This is a genomic window from Peribacillus muralis, from assembly GCF_001439925.1.
GTDB lineage: Bacteria > Bacillota > Bacilli > Bacillales > DSM-1321 > Peribacillus > Peribacillus muralis.
Window position 1 is genome coordinate 1 of sequence record NZ_LMBV01000032.1, and the last position, 22,503, is coordinate 22,503.

The 22,503-nt window shown below is 41.9% G+C and carries 23 protein-coding genes and 2 tRNA genes; 3 read left to right on the forward strand and 22 right to left on the reverse strand.

Translation table 11 applies throughout. The annotated features are described in order from the left end of the window. From ASU00_RS21975 to ASU00_RS21995, 3 genes are all read right to left on the reverse strand, one after another. A tRNA-Asp gene (locus tag ASU00_RS21975) sits at positions 1–58 on the reverse strand. Positions 59–168: 110 nt separating this feature from the next. Next, positions 169–259 (reverse strand) — tRNA-Ser (locus ASU00_RS21985). Positions 260–460: 201 nt separating this feature from the next. Continuing rightward, on the reverse strand, positions 461–940 hold the full coding sequence (locus tag ASU00_RS21995) for a SprT family protein (RefSeq protein ID WP_057915599.1): 480 nt from the start codon (positions 938–940) through the stop codon (positions 461–463). Between the two features lie 83 nt (positions 941–1,023). Between ASU00_RS21995 and cmpA the strand changes: the two genes are divergently transcribed. After that, a complete protein-coding gene (gene cmpA, locus ASU00_RS25160) occupies positions 1,024–1,143 on the forward strand; it encodes a cortex morphogenetic protein CmpA (protein WP_152983823.1) in 120 nt (39 codons plus the stop codon). Positions 1,144–1,190: 47 nt separating this feature from the next. Here cmpA and ASU00_RS22000 read toward each other — a convergent pair whose 3' ends face one another. From ASU00_RS22000 to acpS, 14 genes are all read right to left on the reverse strand, one after another. Then, positions 1,191–3,374, reverse strand: a complete 2,184-nt coding sequence (locus tag ASU00_RS22000; RefSeq protein WP_152983824.1) for a Tex family protein — start codon at positions 3,372–3,374, stop codon at positions 1,191–1,193. 92 nt (positions 3,375–3,466) lie between these two features. Beyond that, on the reverse strand, positions 3,467–4,078 hold the full coding sequence (locus ASU00_RS22005) for a SpoIIE family protein phosphatase (RefSeq protein ID WP_330219560.1): 612 nt from the start codon (positions 4,076–4,078) through the stop codon (positions 3,467–3,469). Continuing rightward, positions 4,075–4,863: an RNA polymerase sigma factor SigB gene (sigB, locus tag ASU00_RS22010; RefSeq protein ID WP_057915600.1), complete on the reverse strand. Its 789-nt coding sequence runs from the start codon at positions 4,861–4,863 to the stop codon at positions 4,075–4,077. The genes ASU00_RS22005 and sigB overlap by 4 nt, the downstream gene beginning before the upstream one ends. Then, on the reverse strand, positions 4,841–5,314 hold the full coding sequence (gene rsbW, locus ASU00_RS22015; RefSeq protein WP_057915601.1) for an anti-sigma B factor RsbW: 474 nt from the start codon (positions 5,312–5,314) through the stop codon (positions 4,841–4,843). The genes sigB and rsbW overlap by 23 nt, the downstream gene beginning before the upstream one ends. Continuing rightward, on the reverse strand, positions 5,311–5,643 hold the full coding sequence (locus tag ASU00_RS22020; protein ID WP_057915602.1) for an anti-sigma factor antagonist: 333 nt from the start codon (positions 5,641–5,643) through the stop codon (positions 5,311–5,313). Before ASU00_RS22020 ends, rsbW begins: the two co-directional genes overlap by 4 nt. Before the next feature lie 61 nt (positions 5,644–5,704). Then, positions 5,705–6,715: a PP2C family protein-serine/threonine phosphatase gene (locus tag ASU00_RS22025; protein ID WP_057915603.1), complete on the reverse strand. Its 1,011-nt coding sequence runs from the start codon at positions 6,713–6,715 to the stop codon at positions 5,705–5,707. 9 nt (positions 6,716–6,724) lie between these two features. Further along, positions 6,725–7,126, reverse strand: a complete 402-nt coding sequence (locus ASU00_RS22030; RefSeq protein ID WP_057915604.1) for an anti-sigma regulatory factor — start codon at positions 7,124–7,126, stop codon at positions 6,725–6,727. A gap of 3 nt (positions 7,127–7,129) precedes the next feature. Beyond that, entirely contained in the window at positions 7,130–7,486 is a 357-nt protein-coding gene (locus tag ASU00_RS22035) for an STAS domain-containing protein (protein WP_048682053.1), read from the reverse strand. Positions 7,487–7,488: 2 nt separating this feature from the next. Then, positions 7,489–8,316, reverse strand: coding sequence for an RsbT co-antagonist protein RsbRA (locus tag ASU00_RS22040; protein ID WP_057915605.1), 828 nt, complete (start codon positions 8,314–8,316; stop codon positions 7,489–7,491). Positions 8,317–8,728: 412 nt separating this feature from the next. Then, positions 8,729–9,079, reverse strand: coding sequence for a type II toxin-antitoxin system PemK/MazF family toxin (locus ASU00_RS22050; RefSeq protein WP_034306610.1), 351 nt, complete (start codon positions 9,077–9,079; stop codon positions 8,729–8,731). A gap of 7 nt (positions 9,080–9,086) precedes the next feature. Next, a complete protein-coding gene (locus ASU00_RS22055; RefSeq protein WP_034306380.1) occupies positions 9,087–9,368 on the reverse strand; it encodes a CopG family ribbon-helix-helix protein in 282 nt (93 codons plus the stop codon). 160 nt (positions 9,369–9,528) lie between these two features. Beyond that, positions 9,529–10,692, reverse strand: coding sequence for an alanine racemase (gene alr / locus ASU00_RS22060; protein ID WP_057915607.1), 1,164 nt, complete (start codon positions 10,690–10,692; stop codon positions 9,529–9,531). Positions 10,693–10,922: 230 nt separating this feature from the next. Further along, positions 10,923–11,927, reverse strand: coding sequence for a LolA family protein (locus ASU00_RS22065; protein ID WP_057915608.1), 1,005 nt, complete (start codon positions 11,925–11,927; stop codon positions 10,923–10,925). Positions 11,928–12,166: 239 nt separating this feature from the next. Further along, on the reverse strand, positions 12,167–12,523 hold the full coding sequence (acpS, locus tag ASU00_RS22070) for a holo-ACP synthase (RefSeq protein WP_057915609.1): 357 nt from the start codon (positions 12,521–12,523) through the stop codon (positions 12,167–12,169). A 107-nt stretch (positions 12,524–12,630) separates the two neighbouring features. On the opposite strand from acpS, the gene ASU00_RS22075 reads away from it, so the two are divergent. Beyond that, the gene (locus ASU00_RS22075) at positions 12,631–13,221 is read left to right on the forward strand and encodes a rhomboid family intramembrane serine protease (RefSeq protein WP_057915610.1); all 591 of its coding nucleotides are present in this window, start codon (positions 12,631–12,633) and stop codon (positions 13,219–13,221) included. Between the two features lie 27 nt (positions 13,222–13,248). Here ASU00_RS22075 and ASU00_RS22080 read toward each other — a convergent pair whose 3' ends face one another. From ASU00_RS22080 to ASU00_RS22090, 3 genes are all read right to left on the reverse strand, one after another. Then, the gene (locus ASU00_RS22080) at positions 13,249–14,718 is read right to left on the reverse strand and encodes a PH domain-containing protein (RefSeq protein WP_057915611.1); all 1,470 of its coding nucleotides are present in this window, start codon (positions 14,716–14,718) and stop codon (positions 13,249–13,251) included. Further along, entirely contained in the window at positions 14,711–15,184 is a 474-nt protein-coding gene (locus tag ASU00_RS22085; RefSeq protein ID WP_057915612.1) for a PH domain-containing protein, read from the reverse strand. Before ASU00_RS22085 ends, ASU00_RS22080 begins: the two co-directional genes overlap by 8 nt. A gap of 183 nt (positions 15,185–15,367) precedes the next feature. Beyond that, on the reverse strand, positions 15,368–16,867 hold the full coding sequence (locus ASU00_RS22090) for a DEAD/DEAH box helicase (protein ID WP_057915613.1): 1,500 nt from the start codon (positions 16,865–16,867) through the stop codon (positions 15,368–15,370). A gap of 1,262 nt (positions 16,868–18,129) precedes the next feature. On the opposite strand from ASU00_RS22090, the gene ASU00_RS22095 reads away from it, so the two are divergent. Further along, positions 18,130–19,281, forward strand: a complete 1,152-nt coding sequence (locus tag ASU00_RS22095) for a PP2C family protein-serine/threonine phosphatase (protein ID WP_057915614.1) — start codon at positions 18,130–18,132, stop codon at positions 19,279–19,281. 469 nt (positions 19,282–19,750) lie between these two features. Here ASU00_RS22095 and ASU00_RS22100 read toward each other — a convergent pair whose 3' ends face one another. Further along, entirely contained in the window at positions 19,751–21,133 is a 1,383-nt protein-coding gene (locus tag ASU00_RS22100; protein WP_057915615.1) for a UDP-N-acetylmuramoyl-tripeptide--D-alanyl-D-alanine ligase, read from the reverse strand. Positions 21,134–21,291: 158 nt separating this feature from the next. After that, a complete protein-coding gene (locus ASU00_RS22105; RefSeq protein ID WP_057915616.1) occupies positions 21,292–22,374 on the reverse strand; it encodes a D-alanine--D-alanine ligase in 1,083 nt (360 codons plus the stop codon). Positions 22,375–22,503: the final 129 nt, after the last annotated feature.

Below are 22,503 nucleotides of genomic sequence, written 5' to 3' on the forward strand. Positions count from 1 at the left end.
GACGGGAATCGAACCCGCGATCTCCTGCGTGACAGGCAGGCATGTTAACCGCTACACCACGGGACCATGTAATATGTATAAAAGTGACCCATACGGGATTCGAACCCGTGTTACCGCCGTGAAAGGGCGGTGTCTTAACCGCTTGACCAANTTGATATAATATGTAACTGGCGGAGAAGGAGGGATTTGAACCCTCGCGCCGCTTACGCGACCTACACCCTTAGCAGGGGCGCCTCTTCAGCCTCTTGAGTACTTCCCCAAAAAATGGCTCCGCAGGTAGGACTCGAACCTACGACCGTTCGGTTAACAGCCGAATGCTCTACCACTGAGCTANGTAAATGGGTTCCTTTTTCATGCTCAAGGACCTTCGTATTTGTCGTGAAGAACAAGTTGTTATCTTGTCGACTCTTATGATTATAAAGAGGTTGCAACTTAAAGTCAAGAGTTCCTTTATGTTTTTTTATATTTTTGTTTCACCCTCCATAAACCCCTGATAAATCAAGGTTCCGCGACATTTACCACAAACGAAACGGGAAGTGTCGATTCGTTTATTTCTTACATATACCTGCTGACAGTCTTTACATTTGTATTGGATTGTATTCATTTTTCTCTTAATCTGATTTGATGGCAGCGGCTTGCAAAATCTTGGCGCACCGACTTTATTGAGCAAGTGCTTGAAGTCCGCATCACGATGCTGATATCCCTTCTTCTCGATATGAAGGTGGTAATGGCATAATTCATGCTTAATGATACCGATCATCTCTTCGATTCCGCGTTCATCAAAATACTTCTTGTTAATTTCTATATTATGTGAACGCAGCAAGTATCGGCCTCCTGTCGTTCTAAGGCGCGGATTAAAACTTGCAACGTGTGTAAATCTCTTATAAAAATATTTCATCGATATTTCTTCGACTAGCTTTTGCAATTCCCGATTATCCATTTCCCCCTCCTATTCCCTGGTAACAGGACAACCCATTATAACATAGACTAATAATACAATAGGAGACTAAGGGAGGAAAAGCTATGCCTAATTGGTTCCAAAAACAAATCCGGAAAGCGTTTTATGACAAGGATTATTATCAAGTTAAGATGTTGAATCAATGCTGGTTTTTTTATCAAAAGAAAGAAAGCCCCCGATTATAGATATCCTAAAAAAACTCCTTCTACTTAAAGAAGGAGCTTGCTGTAAGCTAGTTTTGTTCCTTTGGCTGTAGCATCGTTAAAGATACCCTTTGTTTATGAGCGTCGACTTGTTCAACCCAAACCGTCACTACATCTCCAACGGCAACTACATCCAACGGGTGCTTAACGAACCGATTGCTCAGTTTTGATATATGCACCAGTCCATCCTGTTTAACACCAATATCCACAAACGCGCCGAAATCCACTACATTCCTCACTGTGCCTTGCAGTTCCATTCCAACCTGCAGATCCTCCATTTTCAGCACGTCTTGCTTAAGCAGAGGTTTTGATAATTCATCACGAGGATCTCTTCCTGGCTTCAATAAATCCTCTATAATATCTTTGATCGTAATTTCCCCAATTTCCAATTCATCGACCAATTGGGCTGGATTCATTTTGCTCAATTCCGCATTCAATGCAGTACTGCCTAAATCCCCTGATGTGAATCCCATTTTTTTCAACAGTTTATTCACGGCCCCGTAGTTCTCAGGATGAATCGCGGTTTGATCCAAAGGTTCATCGCCATTAATGATACGCAGGAACCCTATACACTGTTCATACGTTTTGGCACCAAGCCGGGGTATTTTCTTCAATTCCTTCCTGCTTGAAAACTTCCCTTCCGTTTCCCTTTTCTTGACGATATTTTGAGCTACGGATTTTGATAAACCAGCTACATATTGCAATAGCGATGATGAGGCGGTATTGACGTTCACTCCCACGCGGTTAACAGCTGTTTCCACTACAAACGAGAGGGATTCCGTCAACTTTTTCTGGGAAACATCATGTTGATATTGGCCTACTCCAACTGATTGGGGATCAATCTTAACTAGTTCCGCTAATGGATCTTGAAGCCTTCTCCCTATCGATACGGCGCTTCTCTGTTCAACTTGCAGATCCGGAAATTCTTCACGAGCAATATCCGAAGCAGAATACACACTGGCTCCCGCTTCATTGACAATGATATAAGAGATAGTGCCGTCCACTTCTTTTAGAATGTCTGCAATGAATTGCTCCGATTCCCGTGAAGCCGTACCATTGCCAATCGCCACAATCTCAACCGAGAACCGCTGAAGTATGTCGATCGTTTTTTCTCGTGCGGCCTGAAGCTTTCCGGCTGGTGGATGCGGATAGATGACACTGATGTCCAGAACCTTGCCCGTCTCATCAATTACCGCCAATTTACAGCCCGTTCGATAAGCAGGATCGAGGGCTAGTACCACTTTCCCCTTAAGCGGAGGCTGCAGGAGCAGGTTTCGCAGGTTTTCCGAGAAAATATGAATGGCTTGATCCTCTGCCTTTTCAGTCAGCTCTTTTCTGATTTCCCGTTCTACCGATGGCATGATCAATCGCTTTAGTCCATCTTCTATCGCAGACTTAAGAACATCCTTTGCATCAGAATTATCATTTTTTATGATTTTGCGCTCGAGATGACCAATGATGATTTCAGTTCGCGGTTGTATCGATATCCGTAGTACTTCTTCCTTTTCACCCCTATTAAGCGCCAACACCCGATGGGGTACGATCCTTTGAACCGGCTCCTCGTATTCATAATACATTTCAAAGATTCTTTTCTCGTCCTTCTCTTGATTTTTCAAGACGGAAACCACTTTTCCAGCTTTGAAAATCTCAGCCCTTATCCACTTCCTCAATTCTGCATCATCGGAAATATGTTCAGCTATTATATCCTGCGCTCCTACAACAGCCTCTTCTATAGAAGAAACTTCTTTTTCTTCCGATATGAATTCCGCAGCTTTTTCATGAACCCGGGCATGCGTATGGCATTCAAGCAGCCAGTTGGCGAGCGGTTCAAGATTCTTTTCTTTCGCGACAGTGGCTTTCGTTCTTCTTTTTTGCTTGAACGGCCTGTATAAATCCTCTACTTCCTGCAGTTTTGATGCCTTCTCGATTTGCCTTTTTAATTCATCCGTCAATTTTCCCTGTTCACCGATTGAACGTGTAACTTCCACTTTCCTTTGACCGAGGTTCTCTAAATAGTTCCATCTTTCCATAATGGAACGGATTTGAACTTCATCGAGCGAACCTGTCATTTCTTTTCTATAGCGGGCAATGAAAGGGACTGTATTCCCTTCCTGCAGCATTTGTATCACGTTTTGAACCTGGTTGTTTTTCAAACTCAGCTCATTGGATATTTGTTTAACCAATTCTTTTAACGTATCTTCCACAACGATCATAACGTTCCCTCCACCCTTTCGTTCTCATATATATAGTCTAGCAAATCAGCAATGAAGTTGCGAATTCCATACAAAAAAAGCTCACTTCCGGATTACAACGAAAGTAAGCTTCCTAATATGAATGTCGTATCATCTGCAGTTGCTGGACTGCTTTCTAAAATGGCTTTAGCGTTCAAGTCAATAGGAATCAACTTTTTTAAAAAGGATTTAGCTCCCTTAAGCTCAAGGCCATCGGAATGAAGAATGAATTTTGCATTCGGTTCATATTTGTATCTTTCCGTCCGGTATTTTTGCTTCCTGCCCGATAGATATCCTGTAACGGGCAAAGGGTATACAAGCTTATCAACCTTGGGATTATACAGAAAAAAACGGATGTTGCCAACGGAACTGTATACAAATTCATTCTTCTCATAAAATATTTTTAAAATGGATACAGCCGCTCCCCGCTTGTCGATTAAAACCTGATTGCATACCGCCATCAGCGATTCGACATCCAGCTCATGATGACGCTTGACTTCCTCGATGACAGCATGAGAGGATTCGTAAGCATATTTCCCACTGCCAAGCCCATCTGCCAAAACACATACAAAGTATTCTTCCGTATGAAGAAAAAAGTAATCATCACCACAATAAACCATTCCGTTTTTAGAGGATTGGGAGGCAAGGATTTCAATTCTTTCTTCTTTCAGAATATCTTTGATCACTGAATTAGCTCCGAGTTTTCAGCGTTAATCGCCTCTTGAAGCTTCTTGATTGCACGGCGCTGGAGTCTCGACACATGCATTTGGGAAATCCCAAGTTTATCGCCGGCTTCTTTTTGACTTAGATTTTCTATATAGGTATGTTGGATGATCATCTTTTCACGGTCACTCAAAACGTGAAGCACCTTTTCAAGAACAAGGCGCTGGTTGACCCTTTCAAAGCCTTCATCCACATTTCCAAATATATCAAGCAATGTGACGGTACCGCCATCGGAATCCGCTTCGATGGAATGATCGACAGATAAAGCTTGATAGCTTTTTCCCATCTCCATCGCTTCCAAAACCTCTTCTTCCGTCACACCTATGCTATCGGCTATTTCATCGATTCTTGGCGAACGGTGCAATGTCGTGGTCAATTCCTCGACCGTCACCCTGATTTTCGGTCCAAGTTCCTTTATTCTTCTTGGAACATGGACACTCCAGGTTTTATCACGCAAAAACCTTTTGATTTCACCGATTATGGTAGGTACGGCAAATGCTTCGAAGCTTTTGCCGAAGGATTCATCATATCGTCTAATGGCACCTAATAAACCAATCATGCCGACCTGAGAAATATCTTCCTGAAACGACTTGCCTTTTGCGTACTTACGTGAGATCGTTTCAACCAAACCTTTATAATGGATGACTAAATTACTTTGCGCTTCGTCATCTTGATTCTCCTGATACGCTCTAATCCATTCATTTACTTTTTCTCTTTGTGCCTGATTAGGTTGAGACTGTTTTTGCATCCATCTCCACCTGCTCTCCTTCTAAAAACTTAGTCATAAAAACTGTAACCCCGTCATGCTGGTGAATTTTCACATCATCCATCAGTGTTTCAATGAGGTAAAGACCCAAGCCTCCTTCTCGCATAAGCTCAACCTTTTGCCCATTTTCGTATGGACCGAGACCTTGGCGAACTTCTTCGAAATTACAGCTCTTGCCACTATCAGAAACCATGACCTCCAAACGGTCTGGATAAAGGCCAAAACTAACCTTCACTTCACCTTTTTCGGAGTCCTTATACGCATGCTGCACCGCATTTGTACAAGCTTCACTTGTAGCGATCTTCAAATCCTCGATTTCCTCATACGCAAATCCCATCCGACTGCCTATTCCAGAAAGTGTTAAACGAATGACACCGATGAATTCGGGTTTTGCAGGTATTTTCATTTCAATGTAATCATATACTTGGCTCATTCTAACCCACCCTCTGTACTACTTTTTATATCAATGATATCTGCAAGACCTGTAATATCAAATAAACGTCGTAGCCTTTCTGATAAACCAACTAAAGTGAACTCGCCATTATTTGCCCTGACGCTTTTGAATGCACCGACAAATACCCCAAGACCCGTGCTATCCATATAGGAAACTTCAGTTAAATCAATAATGATCTTGACGTTTTCCCGCTCTGATATTGGGAATAGTGATTCTCTTAGCTTCGGCGCAGTATAAGCATCGATTTCACCTTTTAGTTTTACTATAAATTCTGTATTCAATTCATTAACATCCACTGTTATATTCATCCTTGACCCACCTCTTCAAATCCTCATTCATTTCCTATATCTATACCCAGAGGAAAAAATACTAAACCTTTGATTTTAAAATTATTAATGTAAAATCATCCCTTAGCTGAAAGTTCTGCATTTTCTCCAATTGCTTATATATATTATTCACCATTTCCTGGGCTTGTAAATGCATATTCTTCTTAATGAAACCAATAAGCGTTTCCCTCTCTATAAACCCATCATTCGTCCTGCATTCCGTAACTCCATCCGACAACAAGATGATCATATCCCCGCCATTCACCTTCTTTTCATATTGGCGATACCTCGTTTTCTTATCAACACCGAGCAACAGGCCTTTCGCATCCAAATCACTAAAGGTTCCTGTTGCGGCGTCATAATAAAATCCCGGTTCGTGGCCGGCTGAAGCATAGGAAAATTGCCTGTTATGCGGATCATACAAACCATAGAACATCGTTATGAACATGCTCGGATCAACATTATGCTCGACCACACGATTCAAACTCTCCAGCACACTATTCGGTTCATGCCGATGCTCGGGAAGGCTATCCATCGCATATTTAATCATTGACATGCACAAAGCCGCAGGAATCCCTTTTCCGATGACATCAGCTATCCCTACTCCGATACACTCATTTTCATCTTCGACAAAATGATAATAATCTCCATTCATTTGTCTGGCAGGAACACTAATCGCCCCGATTTCAAGAGACTTGATGTCAGGGATTTCCGTTTCCAAAAGAGTATGTTGAACGTTAGCGGCGATTTCTATTTCCGTCTTCAATTCCTGCTGTTGATGTCTAAGACTTTGATGTTCGCGGTAGGCAATTCCATAGCCCATCATGACCTCAAGCAAGAAATCGAACGAATCCACCACTTTTTCCGGTAGATCAGGATAAAGATCGATTAAGTTATTTTTATGCATACTGATGATTTCTTCTGGAGATATATTGTACTTTATATGTAGGCGGCTAATCTTTTGCCCTTGGTAGAGTGCCTGCTCATTTTGATCTTTAAGATAAGTAGAAAGCGCCTCAAGATACTTTTTCTCCATGTTCTCCCTATTATCCATAGTTCCCCCCTATCGGAGCCATTTCATAGCGACAATCGTAGTCCCTTCACCTGGTATCGATTCAATATCGAATTCATCCATTAAACGTTTGGCTCCAGGAAGCCCTGCACCCAGTCCCCCTGAAGTGGTATACCCATCTTCCATGACTCTGCGGATGTCCTCAATTCCCGGTCCTTGGTCCTCTGCGATGATTTTCAATCCTGACTTTCCGTCTTCGTTTAGCTTTTCTATACATACACTGCCTTGTCCAGCATATAGATATATATTTCGGGCCAATTCGCTTATAGCCGTTGTGATCCTTGCCTGATCCACAGTACCGAATCCCAACTCTTTAGCGACATTTCTTCCTAGCTGCCTTGCAGCTACAATGTCCCATTCATTTATTATTTTTACGCAGGATTGGAACTCCATTCTTTAATCCCCCAATTCCTGTTGTAATTTCTCCAGGCCTTTCTCTAAATCTAACGCCGTGAGAACATCATCGAGACTGATTCCAAGTTCGATCAATGTTATTGCAACAGCTGGCTGGATTCCCGTAATTACAACCTTTGCCCCCATAAGCTTAGACATACTAAAGACATCGCCTAATACCTTTGCGATAAAAGAATCTATAAAATCTATCGAGGTAATGTCTATGACAACGCCATTCGCGCTTGTTTCATGAATCTTATGCAGTAAGTCCTCTTGAAATTGGAGGGCCGTAACGTCATCCAATTCCCACTGTATCGAGACTAACAAGCAGTCATAAAGCTTTAATATCGGAATCCTCATGCTTACCCCTCCACCTCTACGATCTTGCGGCTCGTTAATTCCAGAGCGACTTCTATTCCTTTTTTCAATGTGTTTTTTGTAATCACTTCATTTAAGTTAATTCCAAGATTAACGATCGTTTGAGCTATCTCGGGTCGAATGCCGCAAAGTATACATTTAGCTCCAACCAAGCGGACCGCTTCCGCCGCTTGAATGATATGATGGGCAACCATTGTATCCACTACCGGTACACCCGTTATATCAATAAGGACAACTTCAGATCTATGCTTAACCACTCCGGTCAAGAGGTTTTCCATTATCTGTTTGGCACGTTCCGTATCAATGGTGCCTATCAGCGGCATGACCGTAATGCCTTCCAATACAGGAATGAGCGGAGCCGAAAGTTCCTGCAGAGCCATTCTCTGCATCGAAACGGTTCTTTCCCAGGTTTGCGTGTATATATTGACGATTTCATTATTTATCGGTGTGGCCCACTTATCTAAATGATTAACAAGGTTAACTTGATTATCTGGAGTCACCAGTCCTTTTTCCACCATTCCATTAATGACAATTAACGTGAATTTATGAAGCCCTTCATTGACGAAAGTGAGAGGCCATCCCAATTGGACGACTTTCTCGGCAAAATCAGATAGCTTCAATGTAAATTCCTTGTTCTTACTATCAACATTCGCGATGATCATTTCTATAAATTCACTGCTCGTTTGCGTGAACATTCGATCGGAGACGACCTTGATTAATCTCTCGTCCGTACTTTCCTTCATGATATTCATCCACTCATTCAGGATGTAATCTTGATTTTGCTTAATGAAATCGTAAACCAATTGATTCATAATATCCTCCCATTCTAACACAATTGCCAAGTTTTCCTGTTCTCGTCACGTCGATGTTATCTAACTGTAATGATATTTCCATTTAAGTTTACTCATTGCACTTTTATTTGGATTTTGCGTATTTACAACATAACTATATACCCGACATCCCAATAAACGAAACATATCCCAAAGATAAAAACAAGAAGACTGCCAACCAAAGATAATTGCATACTGTTTTTATTCGTCATTTTTTTTATATTTCCTGCTGTCCAAAGTCCCACTGCAGCTTCACGATTATATGGAGCGCCGTTTAGTTCATGGAAACGACCCATAAAAAAAACACGATTCCCTATAGGGAATCGTGCCATCTAAATAAAATCAGGAAAGATTTGTATTATAATAACGCCCGCATTTACGGGAAACTTTTTCTCTAAAACTCAATGAGGCCTAAACTGATTTGTAAAGCTTCATTGACTTTTTGCATCATAGGCTCGTCAAGATGCGTAATTTTATCAGTTAAACGCTGCTTATCAATCGTCCTGATCTGCTCCAATAAAATGACGGAATCCCGCTCGAATCCGTACTTTTTTGCATTAATCTCAACATGTGTTGGCAATTTCGCTTTTTGGATTTGAGCTGTAATGGCTGCCACGATCACAGTCGGACTAAAGCGATTACCTATATCGTTTTGTAAAATTAATACCGGACGGGTCCCTCCTTGCTCTGAACCGACTACCGGGGAAAGGTCTGCGAAGTATACGTCACCACGCTTAACTACAATCAATGGCTCAGCCTCCGCTAACTAATCGTTCAACGCAATGACCAGCCTCGAATTCAGCTTGAAAAGCTTCAGAAGCAATCGTTAAATTAATGGCCGCCATTTCGATATAACCGCGTTTCATTGATTCACGAAACTCTTTCTTTTTACGTTCACGAAGATACATTTTTGTGGCACGATAAATAAATTCACTGCGATTTACATTTTCTTCACTCGCATACCCATCTAGCTCTGTTAAAAAATTTTGAGGTAATCGAATTAATATCTCTCTTGTTGCGCTGGATTCAGACACAAACATACACCTCCACCATCACTACACACCTTTATTATATATCCTTTTCAATATTACCATTAAAATGCCTATCTGCAAAGAGTATATTCTATTCTCAATCCTATTATCAGCATAATAAAGGAAATCTTATTCACAATCTTAGGATTTTTTTACAATCCTGTCATTCCAAGATGAAGTTGCGGACGTGTTTTTGCTGATTGCCTTTTATATATAAGCGGGGCACCCTTGCTCCTATCATGCAGGTTATCTCATAATTGATCGTTTCCAGTTTTGCCGCGATCTCATCGACAGTGATTGATTCAGCCCCATCATTGCCTATGAGTGTGACCTCCGTACCTACAGGGAAAGACGTAGGCAGCTTGATCATGCATTGATCCATGCATATTCGACCGACAATCGGCACCCTGATTCCATCTATAAGCACTTCCTGACCTTGCAGCTTACGAATCCAGCCGTCAGCATATCCAATCGGCAAGGTTCCAATCCATTCATTTGCTTTAGCCGTATAGGTCGCTCCATAACTTACACTTTCACCTTTAACAAGCTGCTTAACCGCGACCAGTTTGGATTTCAAGGATATGGCTTGTCTTAATGGAAATGGCAATATTGGCTTCATTCCCATTGAAGGGGTGAGTCCATACATGGAAATTCCCATCCTTACCGCATTCCATACCGGATCGGCAAACCTTAAAGATGCTGCACTATTGGCGGCGTGGATATACTCCGGCCGCCCTGTCAAGGCAGTAAGCATCCGTTTGAATACAGCCAGCTGTTCTTCGTAATAATCCGTATTAAGCTCATCCGCCGTTGCGAAATGAGTGAATATCCCCTGAAAGTTGAAACACGCTTCCCGCTTAAGCAAACTTTCCACATTCACGAGCTCTGTTTCATCGCGTATGCCAATTCTACCCATACCGCTGTCCACTTTGACATGAACGTGCAGGACTTGCCCCGGTTCAAGATGGGCCTTCGCACTTTTCAACCAGGATTCATCAAAAGCTGTCACGGAAATCCTTTGTTCGGCAGCAAGTGCCGCACTTTCAGGCCTTGAGACTCCAAGTACAAGGATCGGCGCAGTTATTCCCTTTTTCCGTAAAGCCAAAGCCTCATCCAAAAAAGCAACACAAAGAAAATCAGCCCCTGCATCAAGCGCCGTTTTAGCCACTTCACAGTCCCCATGTCCGTACGCATTCGCTTTAACGACGGCGAACAGGCTAACGCCCGTTCCCAGCCTTGTTTTCATTGAAGAAATATTTTCATAAATATGATCCAAATTCACTTCTGCCCAAGTATCTCGATGAAATAATTTCGTTTCCAAGCACATTTCCTTCTTCCCCTGCTCTAAGATAAGATTCAACCACTAGTTAAGTTTGCTTTTCATTATACGACCATTCTATAACCAACGGTTGGAAAGATAAAGCGCTTTTTCATCAAAGCGGTGCACTTCCCTGCCGGATAAAGGAATGTTAAATGATAACAAGCTGCTTCCCCGCCTATTCTTCCTAGAAGAAACCTTCATAAGGAGACGGGAAACATCAGCTTGTTTCGGCAAACTTATTTGACTGGATCCCTCCCAACTGAGCGGGCCACTTCCATCATCTCTACCTGCGTCAGATCCTTTGATGCAAGCATATAATCCACACCTTCGAAAGTCCACGCAATCGTATTTCCCGTCATGGCTCCGACAGTATAACCCAAATCAACCGGATCCCCATTTACATTCGTTGAAACGGAGGTTTGGACCACTTCAGCTTTTTCCTGAACCAATGTAAAGCTTTTTGTGCCCTCATATGTCAAAACGACACGTTCTCCATTTTCGGTCGTGATTTCCTTTTCTTCAGTCAAGCTCATATTACCAATATTTTCAGGATATTTGACGGCAAAGCCTTCGTTTTGGACTTCGGCCATAACAGGTGCTTCAAGCTGTGCACTTGTCATGTTTTTCTTCATATCAAATGAATCTTTATCAAAAGTCGTATCGAATTTCACCTTAGAAAATTCAACAAGGACTAACGCTGTTTTATCGGGGTCCATGACTTTTACACTGACAGGAGATAAATCCTTTTTGTTTATAGTAATCTCTTGATAAGGTAACATTTTGTTGTTTTGGTAGCGGGTTTTCGTTACAAAGACATAATGTTTATCCGTTTCTTTATATGTCGCCGTTTTATCTTCCGTAATGTCTTTCACCAACGACTCGAATAAATAAGCCTGACTGCTGTTTTCTGGCCATTCGCTTTGAAATTTAAAGCTTTTATTCAAAGCGGGCGTCAATACATACACTCCATCATCATTCTTCAAAATCATCTGGCTTTGATCCTTCTCTTCATTTTTTAAGTTTACGCGGTAAAAGGATGGATCCTTATGCCAAATCTCCACATTATATACTTGAGGTTCCGTTCCCATCTTCAATGTCATCTTCGCATTAGCTTTATACCCCTTCATTTCGCCGAGCTTGTCATTCAATTCACCCACTACATCACTCTGTGATTTTTGGCCGCAAGCAGAAAGAACAAGCAAGAGCATGATCCCTGCAAAAAGCATTAACATCTTCTTCATCTTTTCAACCCCTTTTTGTCATTTGAACGTAAAAGGGAGAGGAAAAGGCAGGATCCGGACATAGGCTCGACTGATGTCTTAGACTCGTCAGTATTTTAGACGCGGACCTAACATTGATCCTGCTAAAAACCTTACTTAGAGCACCCACTCTGCCATGTACCTTCTACCGGGCCTTGTCTCCCTATAGCACTAAATGTATATGAGACAACCTTAAGGTTTATGACCCGATCGGACAAAACTCACTCCACCCTCTCGATGATGACTTGGGCAACCGCATAATCCCGGCTGTGGCTAATCGACAGATGAACCCCTTTGGAAAACGGCTTGGAAATAACCGGCTTTCCTTTATCGTCCGCACTGATTTCGATATCCAGAAAAGATAAGTGCTTACCGATCCCTGTACCGTAAGCTTTTGAAAAAGCCTCCTTCGCTGCAAAACGCCCAGCCAAATACTCGATCTTCCTTCTGCCACTCAGCCCCTCAAAAATGAGGATTTCCTTTTCTGTCAATATGCGTTCCTTCAAACGCGGTTGCCGCTCAATCATTGTTTCCATTCTATCCAACTCCGTTATGTCCACACCGATCCCTTTAATCACTTTGACACCTCTTCTATTCAATTGATATGTTGCATAGTATTAGGAGGACTCTTTTACCTAAAGATGATACTATAGTTCCTAATTAAAACGATGATAAGGAGGAATTTATGTTTACAAGAACAGAAAGCTTCCGGGAATACACCACTACCTACAGAGCTGTGACCGTGCTCATTCTCATCATGATGCTCATTTTCGTTCTCGTCCTTTTCCCCATATTTCCCGGCAATGTACTTTTTTATTATGGGACAGGTGTAAACTTATACATCGCTGATGGACAATGGTGGCGATTGGTCACTCCCATCTTTCTACATAGCACGTTTTCTCATTTACTTTTCAATGGTTTCTCGCTTGCCATCTTCGGACCAGCCCTAGAGAAGTTTCTCGGCTCCTTCAAATTCGTGATTTTCTTTTTGTCGACCGGAATCCTGGCCAATGCCGCGACCTTCTTATTTAAGCCGCTCACTTATACCCACATAGGAGCAAGCGGTGCAATATTTGGTTTACTCGGATTCTTTCTTTACCTTGTGCTATTCAATAAAAACAGCTTCTCGAACAACGAAAGAAATACAGTCTATACGCTGACCGGAATCGCCATCATCATGACCTTCATCCAGCCACAAATCAATGTTGTCGGCCACTTGGCTGGTCTGGCGACAGGCATTATGACCGCCCCTTTATACCTGAGGAAAAAATGGTAGGACAAACAGCCGACTCTCTCCATTCGATCATTGGGAGTCGACTGTTTTTTTAGGTAAATACCAAGATTCAATTGTCCGGCAGTCCTTTTCTTCTACATCCACGACCAGACCGACCCGGGATCGTACTCCGGACTTAATCGAGGCTGACATCGTGGCTAGTTCCTTCCTACTCTGAAACCAGCTCTTTTTATACGAAATCGATTGAATCCTGCTTCTTTGCATAATCAAGGTTTGCTTAGAGAACAAGTGACTGCTCAAAAGCAATAAATCTCCATCTACGCTCCATCCCGCGTCCTTATATTGCATATAAGCCCAAAAGAGCCCCAACGGTAATAGCAGTAGAGATAAGAAGCCCCATGGTCGGAAAAACCAAGATAAAACAACGATGATCGGGATGATATAGATCATCTTACGCAATATGTAGCGGGATATTGCCCGTTTTGGTATCGGGGTCATTTCCGTGATTGTTTGATAAGCTGGTAAAATCCCACCTAGTTTTTCATGTAAATGCTTCTTCTTGATGAAAGGGAACAGCATGATCGTTAAGCTTTCTTTGTCTTCGACACTGCCTCCAGCATACTCAAGGTAAACGGTCGAAAAGCCCAATGGCCTTCGTACCCAATTTTCAACGATTCGGATTCCTTGTATTTTTTGGACAGGGATGGTCAATTGCCTTTTTTCGAGAAGGCCTCTCGAAATGATGAGTTCCTCCTCCGTTTTCAACACGGTAAAAGAAGCGTATTTCATGACCATGCTTAATGTGGCCAAAGCATAAACTGCCAATAAGCCCATTATCGCAAAAGAAGTCAAGATAACGGTGCCCATTCCAAGAAAGTCTTCATAGTTCTTAAATATCCGGTCAAACGGAATGATCTCGTCAAACTGCAAAATAAATGCGATTGCCCCGGATAAAAAGACCCCTACCGCTCCCGAAGTGGCAGCCATGAATATTAATTGCGGCAACGTCTGCTCATAAACGGCAGAAGCGCTCACCACTTCTTCACCACTGTCCCATTCATCTTTTACCTTTCCTACCGAATCATTCGCTTTTAAGTTTTTTTCGGCGTTTATGAGAGCATTGATTCGTTCGGCATCACTTTTACTGATAGCAGATAAAACCGCATCAGCTTGAGCTCCGCCTGCCGTTTCAATATTCACCTTAACCAGCTGAAATAACCGTTGGATGATCCCCTCTGAAATATCGATGCTATGTATCCGATCAAGCTTTATATACCGTTTCTTCCTTACGATCACTCCAGACTCAATTCTGAATTCGCCATCTTCTATACGATAAGTAAAACGGAACCATTGAACGAATGCAAGAACGATCAGGAAAAGGACAATAACGGTAATGACTAGCGGCTGTATCCACCCAGGGATTCCTTCATTCCTCCCAGGAATTATGACCACCAAAACAAAAGGGACAACTAATTCCTTGATCGATTTCAAGATGTTAAGCACTACAGCTATAGGGTGAAGCCTTTTAGGTTCAGACATCTTCCTCCTCCACACTGGCCATCCTGGAGATATACCGCCTCAGTTCATCTGCCTCATCAAGATCAAGAGCAGGTATAACATGCATGGTCGCTGCAGTGGAAATTTCAACGGATGCCAAATCATGTTTCCTTAACAAAGGCCCTTGCTTCGTTTCGACATGCTGAACCCGAATCATCGGTATGAGTGTTCTTTTTATGACGAAAATACCGCTTTGGATATCAATTTCCGTATTTCTGACTTCATAGCGCCATCTTTTCCATTTTACCCCCGGCATCAAGAAGATGGTCAGATACGCCTGGATGATCGAAAAGATGATCAACACTCCAATCATCCAATATGACCAATTAAAAACGATGGTAAGCACAAGTAACGCAATTCCTATAACCCAAGTGATTGAACAACCTATAAGTCCACTTATTTTCCAGACGGTCAAGGCTTTATTCGATATACGATTCTCCGGTTCCATGAGCTCTCCTCTTCAACATAAGGATGTACTTGAAAGCAACTACAACAGCCAGTTCACTTTCCTCCATTATACTATAATTAATCCGTGTCAATTAAACACATTTGAAACATTTCTTTCAAAAAAACCTGGCGGAATAGCACGTACACATAAAAAAAATGCCGCTCAAATGAGCGGCATCCCTAATTAGATCTTATTTGATTTTTCTCTTTTTTGGCTAGTGCTACGGTTGCCGTAACCATTAGATTTACGGTTCGTGCTTGGGCGTTTGCTTGATCCGCTACCGTAATCTTTTCTGCCTGAAGAACTGCGGCCATTGCGTTGTCTGTTATTGGAAGAACTGCTTCCCCCGCGGTTGCGACGCATTGGAGATGGAGACTCTTCGGTTAACTTGATCGGCGTTTGATCCGGTTCTTTCGTCATTGATTTAAGCATGGCTGCCACTAAGTCTGCCGCACCATGTTTTTGTAACAATTCTTCCGCTTGACCAAGGTATAATGTTAAATCATCATTCTCGATTGTAGAAAGGATCTTTTCAGTTACTGCTTTTTGTTGACCTTCCAACGCCTCAGTCAATGTAGGAGTTTTAAGTTTTTCCATACGTTTTTTCGTTGTATGTTCAACTGCATGCAGTTGGCCTCTTTCTCTTGGTGTTACAAACGTAATGGCAATACCGTGTTTACCCGCACGACCTGTACGTCCAATACGGTGAACGTAGCTTTCAGGATCTTGAGGAATATCAAAGTTGTATACGTGTGTTACGCCAGAAATATCAAGACCACGTGCAGCCACATCAGTAGCAACAAGTACATCGATGCTTCCTTCTTTGAACTTTTTCAATACAGACAGACGTTTTGCCTGGCTAAGGTCACCGTGAATTCCTTCAGCCATGTAGCCGCGAATATTCAAGGCAGAAGCCAATTCATCGACACGGCGCTTCGTGCGTCCGAAGACAATCGCAAGATCCGGTGTTTGAATATCGAAAAGACGTGCTAGTGTATCGAATTTTTCACTTTCTTTTAGTTCCAAGTAGTATTGCTCGATGCGATCCACAGTCATTTCTTTCGCTTTAACGCGTACTAAAACTGGTTCATGCATGAATCTTTCAGCGATTTTACGGATCGGATCAGGCATTGTCGCTGAGAAAAGCAACGTTTGTCTTTCATCAGGAACCGTTGAAAGGATTAATTCGATATCCTCAATGAATCCCATGTTAAGCATTTCATCCGCTTCATCAAGGACTACAGTGTGCACTCCGCCTAATTTAATATTCTTACGTTTGATATGGTCCAGAAGACGACCAGGTGTACCAACGATAATATGCGGTTTTTTCTTTAAAGCTCGGATTTGACGGTCAATATCTTGTCCACCATAAACCGCTAAAACACGAGCGCGTTTTCCGTAACCAAGCTTGAAAAGCTCTTCAGAAACTTGGATCGCAAGCTCACGTGTAGGTGCAATGACGATCCCTTGCACGTTTTCATTATTGATATCGATGTTCTCCATCAACGGGATGCCGAATGCTGCCGTCTTACCTGTTCCCGTTTGCGCTTGACCGATGATATCTTTACCTTCAAGTGCTAGAGGTATCGTTTGGGCTTGAATCGGGCTTGCTTCCTCAAATCCCATTTTTTCGATTGATTTCATGGACGTTCTATCTAATCCTAATTCGCTAAACAATGTCAATGTTTTCGTACTCCTTTTTATATCGTAAATTTACACGTGCATTCAAAAATGATGCACAGATGTTTTAGTTCAAATCCTCATCATCATGACGGATGTTCTACTTTATCTCTTATGAAAAAGTTTATCATTATCACCTAAAAGTATGTCTGCCTTTTAGTTCTAATGAACTCAATATGATTTTTTAAAAAGGAAATATACCAGCACGAGCATTCACTGGCATTTTTAGCTTCGCGCACGTGTACAGTTATTTTTAACATACGCTCATCTTTTTAAAAGTACATGTAACCAAAATTAAATTCAATATGGAAAATTAAAAGTAGCATAAACGGTGTTACACCGCTTTATTCAGGTGAGGGCTGCTGCACCTTATTCTACAGACTTAAAAAGACTGTTGAACAAAACTTGACGAGAGCCAAGATTCTTATACAAAACAGGCCCGGTGCGTTGAGGATTTGCAGAAGTGGAAAAGCGCTAAAATGCGGCTTGATTCCCTATTAGCTACTAAAGCCGCCAAGAGATGCAGCTTTTATATATGACCAGACGCGCGGCCTATTTAATCTAAAATAATCTCAAGAATGAACTCATGAAACATGTAAGAACATACAATTTTGTTGCCTCAACCAGATTAATTAAATTAATCATCAATGATAAGACATTTAAACTCGTACTTCATATTACCATTTTCAAACTGTTATTGCAATAAAGGAAATCGACCCATTCTTTTATCCTTACAACTTTAGATCGATCCAAAAATAAGAAAGCCGAACACCAACCATGCTATTTTCGCCTCCGTATCCCGTTTAAAAAAAGCGATGGGATAGAATAGGGGCAGAGCCGTTAAGGACTTGTTTCATCAAATTGATTACATACTTACTATATCCAATTATAAAGAGATGGATTCTGTATTGAATGAATCTCAACTAATTTTTACCTGTTTTATTCATGCTCTTTTCGTAAAGATTGCTTCATAAAACGAAATTATATCAGGTTGATTGGGAATTCACCCACAGATTAGCAACATAGCGAAACCAAGATCCTTCCTTATCATATGATATGTAATCCAACCGGATAGTTTCAACAATCATTTTTATAGCATGCATCGTTTTGCACATCCTTAATCCTTAAATCCTATCCCCCCCCAATGAATAATGGGCATTACAGCACATAAATGTATAATGATTCAATATATAACAAAAAAATTATAAAAAAATAACGTAAACTACAGTATGATAGACCTATTAACGATTTATTAGGGAGGTTGTATGAATATATACACATTAGATATACCTGTATGCAAGGAGTTTTGTCTCATTTTAAAAACGATGAACAAGAAAGTCACCTTTTTGGAAAATCCAATCAAACAAATGCATCTATTCCAAGAATCAACGGACCTATTGCAATCACTATTCATTCTACCTTTGCACCTATCGAAAGATTCTTGGCAACAAACGGAGTTGTTCACCTTAGCCGAATCGCTTGAAATTCCCATTTTATTTATTTACAAACGATCTAAAGAAATGACGAACCCTCCTTCTTTACCAAAAAGGACCTACTACCATACCCTTCCGATCCCAGCTGATCCAGTGGAGGTCAAAATCAAATTAACATCACTGCAAAATATAAGCATGCACCTGTTTTCATTTAAGATGAAGGGACAAGAACTTGAAAAGATAAATCAGAAGTCAGAAAGCAGCTTCCGCATAGCAAAAAAATTCCAACATTTATGCATGCCTGTGCCAATCCGAAATAATCAGATCGAGATCAATGGACTTTCCCAGCCTTCCACTGAATTATCGGGGGACTTATTCTACTGGACCGAGGTAAGTGATGGGAAATACGCCTTCATCATGGTCGATATGTGCGGAAAAGGCATTCATACAGCACTTATACATATGTCCATCCGCACCTTGATTCCCGAACTGCTCAAACGGGTAAGCGACCCTATCATCATAACAAAGGAACTGAACAAGCATATGAAAGGTTTAGTCCAAGGAATGCATAAGGAAGATACAATCAATGCCTGCTTTTCAGCCTTCATTGCCTATGTCAATACTAAGGATAGACTCATTGAATATGTGAACTGTGGACACCCCCCAGCCATCACACATGCCCCACATACCAATCTTATCCTCAAGTTGAGTGAAGGGGCTGCCCACATAGGTCTCATTCCTGATATGCCCATAAAAAAAATAGTGTTTCAATACGATCCCGGGAGCCGCTTCATCATCTATTCAGACGGCCTTTCTAAAACACCAAACCCTTCAGCCGCCGACCGAACTGAAGGCATCGAAAAGGAATTCATTGAAAATGCACATCTCTCAACCCACGAACTACTGCAACAGCTTTTGCTATCAAGGATGAGGCACTCCGAAATCGATGATGATATCAATATAATTGTCGGTACACTTTTCTAAATACGACCATGGGCCGAATCACTAACAATCGACCTTCTTTCCAATGCCAAGTGCAGTAAAGAAAGACGCAACCCCCACCGCCTCTTAGTCGTAAGCAACGAGCGATAGTGAACCTCCAACCGTCTAATAGTGGATTTACCTTAAGCTTCATACAGAATGGTGTATGACACTCCTACGGGAAATGCGCATCTTCACGAGGCACCACAGGCTGAAAAGCCGAGGAGGCTCACGGACCGCCTCTGGATAAGGGATCTCCTGCAGTGCAATGAAACGGTCTAAGTTGAGATTCTCCAACTGGGAGTTGATTGAAACGGGTGTGCGACACTCCTGCGGAAAATGCGCTTCAATGTGAGACTCGTGTATCGTACAAGTTTTATTAACCTAAAAAAACTGCAGACAAACTCCAAGTTAATCGAGTATGTCTGCAGTCTGGAGCCGCTTCAATATGAAGCGGCCTTTATTTAACTCTTTACTTTTGTAAAGCTTGAACTACTTCCTCTAGCTTCATGCCCCTGGACGCCTTCACAAGAATGATATCATTTGCTTGAGTAGATGATTTCAACTCCGCAATAAGCTCCTGCTTATCCTGGAAAGAACGAACACTTTCATCAGTAAATGCTTGGCTCGCTCCCTTGGCAATATACTCGGCTAATGGTCCATAGGTGTAAACCTTATCAATCCTATCGCCAGAAATCAATTCACCAATTTTCAAATGAAAGTCTTTTTCCTGTGGCCCCAACTCCAGCATATCTCCCAGGACGAGAATCTTCTTCTCGAAACCGGATAAACCCTCAATCAATTCGACAGCAGCCTTAACTGAAGTAGGACTGGCATTATACGCATCATTGATGATTTTCTGCCCTTTTGCTCCCTCGACCATTTCCATCCTCATATTTGTTAATTGAATGGTTGACAGACCATTGTGGATCGCGGAATCATCCACACCGAACTCCTTAGCAACCAAAATGGCTGCCAATGCATTAAGAACATTATGATGGCCTAATACGGGTATTTCATATTCAACTTGCGTTTCATCACACGCAATGGTAAACGTTGTGCTATCCATCCCTTGAGTGATAAGCTGCGGATATAGGTCATTTTGTTCGGTTCGCCCAAAAGATATTACATTCAAATCAGGGAAATCCGTTTTGATTCGATTGCGAAGCAATGGTTCATCTCCATGATAGATGAGCACACCCTCTTTGGACAAGCCTTCGACAATCTCCAGCTTGGCATTTGCGATTTCCTCACGTGACCCCAAATCCAATAAGTGCGATTCACCAATATTGGTAATGATGGCTAGATCAGGTTTTGCCATTTTGCTTAGAAACTCGATTTCACCGCGGCTGCTCATCCCCATCTCCAGAACAGCGGCCTCGGTATCCTCCTCAATTGAAAGTACCGTGAGTGGCAAACCTAAGTGATTATTGAAGTTACCATTTGTTTTATGAACTTTGAACGTGGTGGCAAGCAGCGCAGCCGTCATATCCTTCGTTGTGGTTTTCCCATTGCTGCCCGTAATCCCCACTACCTTTATATTTAGTTGAGAGCGGTAAGATCGCGCTAATTCCTGCAGTGCTTTTTCAGTATCCTCGACAATGATGATCGGTAGATCAATAGGTGGATTCGGGACATCCTTTTGCCAAAAAGAGGCGGCCGCCCCCTTTGCCAAAGCCTGTTTGACATACTGGTGGCCATCCACTTGCCCACCCTTAAGCGGTATGAACAAACATCCTTGATTAACTGTTCTTGAATCGATGGTTACCCCTTGAATTGCTATGGATTGAAATGGTGTGATATCATTCAATCCCTCTGCCATTTCATGCACTTGTTTTAGCGTTCTTTTTATCATTTTGTTCCTCCTACATTCTTCTAAACGTTAATCATTCTCCTACCCATTAACCAAATGAAGCAGAAACCAGTAAATTCCCCCGGCTCCTGCTGATTTGGAACCATCAAATTAATGACCATTTGACGGTTTTCGAAGATGACTTAGACATCCCCTGATAATTAGACTGTATATTTGATTTGCTGTTTTTCGTGATGACGTTCCAAACCAAGTTTTACAAGTTTTTCAATTAACGCTGGATAATCCAGACCTGTGTGTTTCCACAATAGCGGGAACATGCTATAAGGCGTGAATCCAGGCATTGTATTCACTTCATTAATATAGATTTTACCCTCTTTGGTCAGGAAGAAATCGGCTCTGACCAATCCGGAACAATCCAATGACTTAAATGCCGTAATCGCCATTTCGGATATTGCGGCATAGTCAGTTTCGTTTATCTCAGCCGGGATGACCATCGCCGAATTCCCATCCACGTATTTTGCTGAGTAATCATAGAAGGCGAAATCTTTCTTAGGGATGACTTCTCCTGCCACCGAACAAGCAGGATCATCATTGCCTAGAATGCCGAGCTCCACTTCACGAGCTATGACCCCTTCTTCAATGATGATCTTCCTGTCGAATTGAAAAGCCTCCCGTACCGCTTTTTCCAAATCATGCGCATCATCACATTTGCTAATGCCGACACTCGAACCTAGGTTGGCCGGTTTAACAAAGCAAGGATACCCCAATTCATCTGCAACCTTTTTAATTCCAGCTTCCTTATTCGCTTCCCATTCAGAACGAATGAACCACGTGTATTTCACTTGAGGAAGCCCAGCCTGAGCGAAGATGTTTTTCATGATAACCTTATCCATTCCAGCCGACGAAGCTAAAACGCCATTCCCTACATAAGGAAGATTCAATAGTTCCAGCATTCCTTGAACTGTTCCATCCTCTCCATTAGGTCCGTGAAGCAATGGGAAAATGACGTCATATCCAGTCCCTTCGCTATTTTCATCAGTTGAATGTGCTTGAAGCGCAAGCGGGGAAGTCGTTTTTTCAGGTAAAAAAGTCAGCGCCTCGACATTCTCGGCAGGTGCCGTTAATCGCGGTCCATTTATCCATGAACCTTCTTTTGTTATGTAAATCGGATATATATCAAACTTTGCTAAATCGAGAGCTTTAATGACCGCTAAAGCCGTCTGCATAGAAACATCATGCTCCGCAGATTTTCCACCATAAAGCAATCCTAGTTTAGTTTTCATGAGTTATTACCCTCCAATATTCTTTTAACCATGTTCATTGTAACATTTTACACTAAAACTGGAAAAGCGAAACTTCCATCATTGGTGCATTTCCAATGATTAACTAACAGTGAATCACAGGATAAATTC

Coding starts and splice junctions, on each gene's coding strand:
- ASU00_RS21995 (WP_057915599.1), bottom strand. CDS start 940: ATGGATAATCGGGAATTGCAAAAGCTAGTCGAAGAAATATCGATGAAA.
- cmpA (WP_152983823.1), top strand. CDS start 1,024: ATGCCTAATTGGTTCCAAAAACAAATCCGGAAAGCGTTTTATGACAAG.
- ASU00_RS22000 (WP_152983824.1), bottom strand. CDS start 3,374: ATGATCGTTGTGGAAGATACGTTAAAAGAATTGGTTAAACAAATATCC.
- sigB (WP_057915600.1), bottom strand. CDS start 4,863: ATGCAAAAACAGTCTCAACCTAATCAGGCACAAAGAGAAAAAGTAAAT.
- rsbW (WP_057915601.1), bottom strand. CDS start 5,314: ATGAGCCAAGTATATGATTACATTGAAATGAAAATACCTGCAAAACCC.
- ASU00_RS22020 (WP_057915602.1), bottom strand. CDS start 5,643: ATGAATATAACAGTGGATGTTAATGAATTGAATACAGAATTTATAGTA.
- ASU00_RS22025 (WP_057915603.1), bottom strand. CDS start 6,715: ATGGATAATAGGGAGAACATGGAGAAAAAGTATCTTGAGGCGCTTTCT.
- ASU00_RS22030 (WP_057915604.1), bottom strand. CDS start 7,126: ATGGAGTTCCAATCCTGCGTAAAAATAATAAATGAATGGGACATTGTA.
- ASU00_RS22035 (WP_048682053.1), bottom strand. CDS start 7,486: ATGAGGATTCCGATATTAAAGCTTTATGACTGCTTGTTAGTCTCGATA.
- ASU00_RS22040 (WP_057915605.1), bottom strand. CDS start 8,316: ATGAATCAATTGGTTTACGATTTCATTAAGCAAAATCAAGATTACATC.
- alr (WP_057915607.1), bottom strand. CDS start 10,692: ATGTGCTTGGAAACGAAATTATTTCATCGAGATACTTGGGCAGAAGTG.
- ASU00_RS22065 (WP_057915608.1), bottom strand. CDS start 11,927: ATGAAGAAGATGTTAATGCTTTTTGCAGGGATCATGCTCTTGCTTGTT.
- ASU00_RS22075 (WP_057915610.1), top strand. CDS start 12,631: ATGTTTACAAGAACAGAAAGCTTCCGGGAATACACCACTACCTACAGA.
- ASU00_RS22080 (WP_057915611.1), bottom strand. CDS start 14,718: ATGTCTGAACCTAAAAGGCTTCACCCTATAGCTGTAGTGCTTAACATC.
- ASU00_RS22085 (WP_057915612.1), bottom strand. CDS start 15,184: ATGGAACCGGAGAATCGTATATCGAATAAAGCCTTGACCGTCTGGAAA.
- ASU00_RS22095 (WP_057915614.1), top strand. CDS start 18,130: ATGAATATATACACATTAGATATACCTGTATGCAAGGAGTTTTGTCTC.
- ASU00_RS22100 (WP_057915615.1), bottom strand. CDS start 21,133: ATGATAAAAAGAACGCTAAAACAAGTGCATGAAATGGCAGAGGGATTG.
- ASU00_RS22105 (WP_057915616.1), bottom strand. CDS start 22,374: ATGAAAACTAAACTAGGATTGCTTTATGGTGGAAAATCTGCGGAGCAT.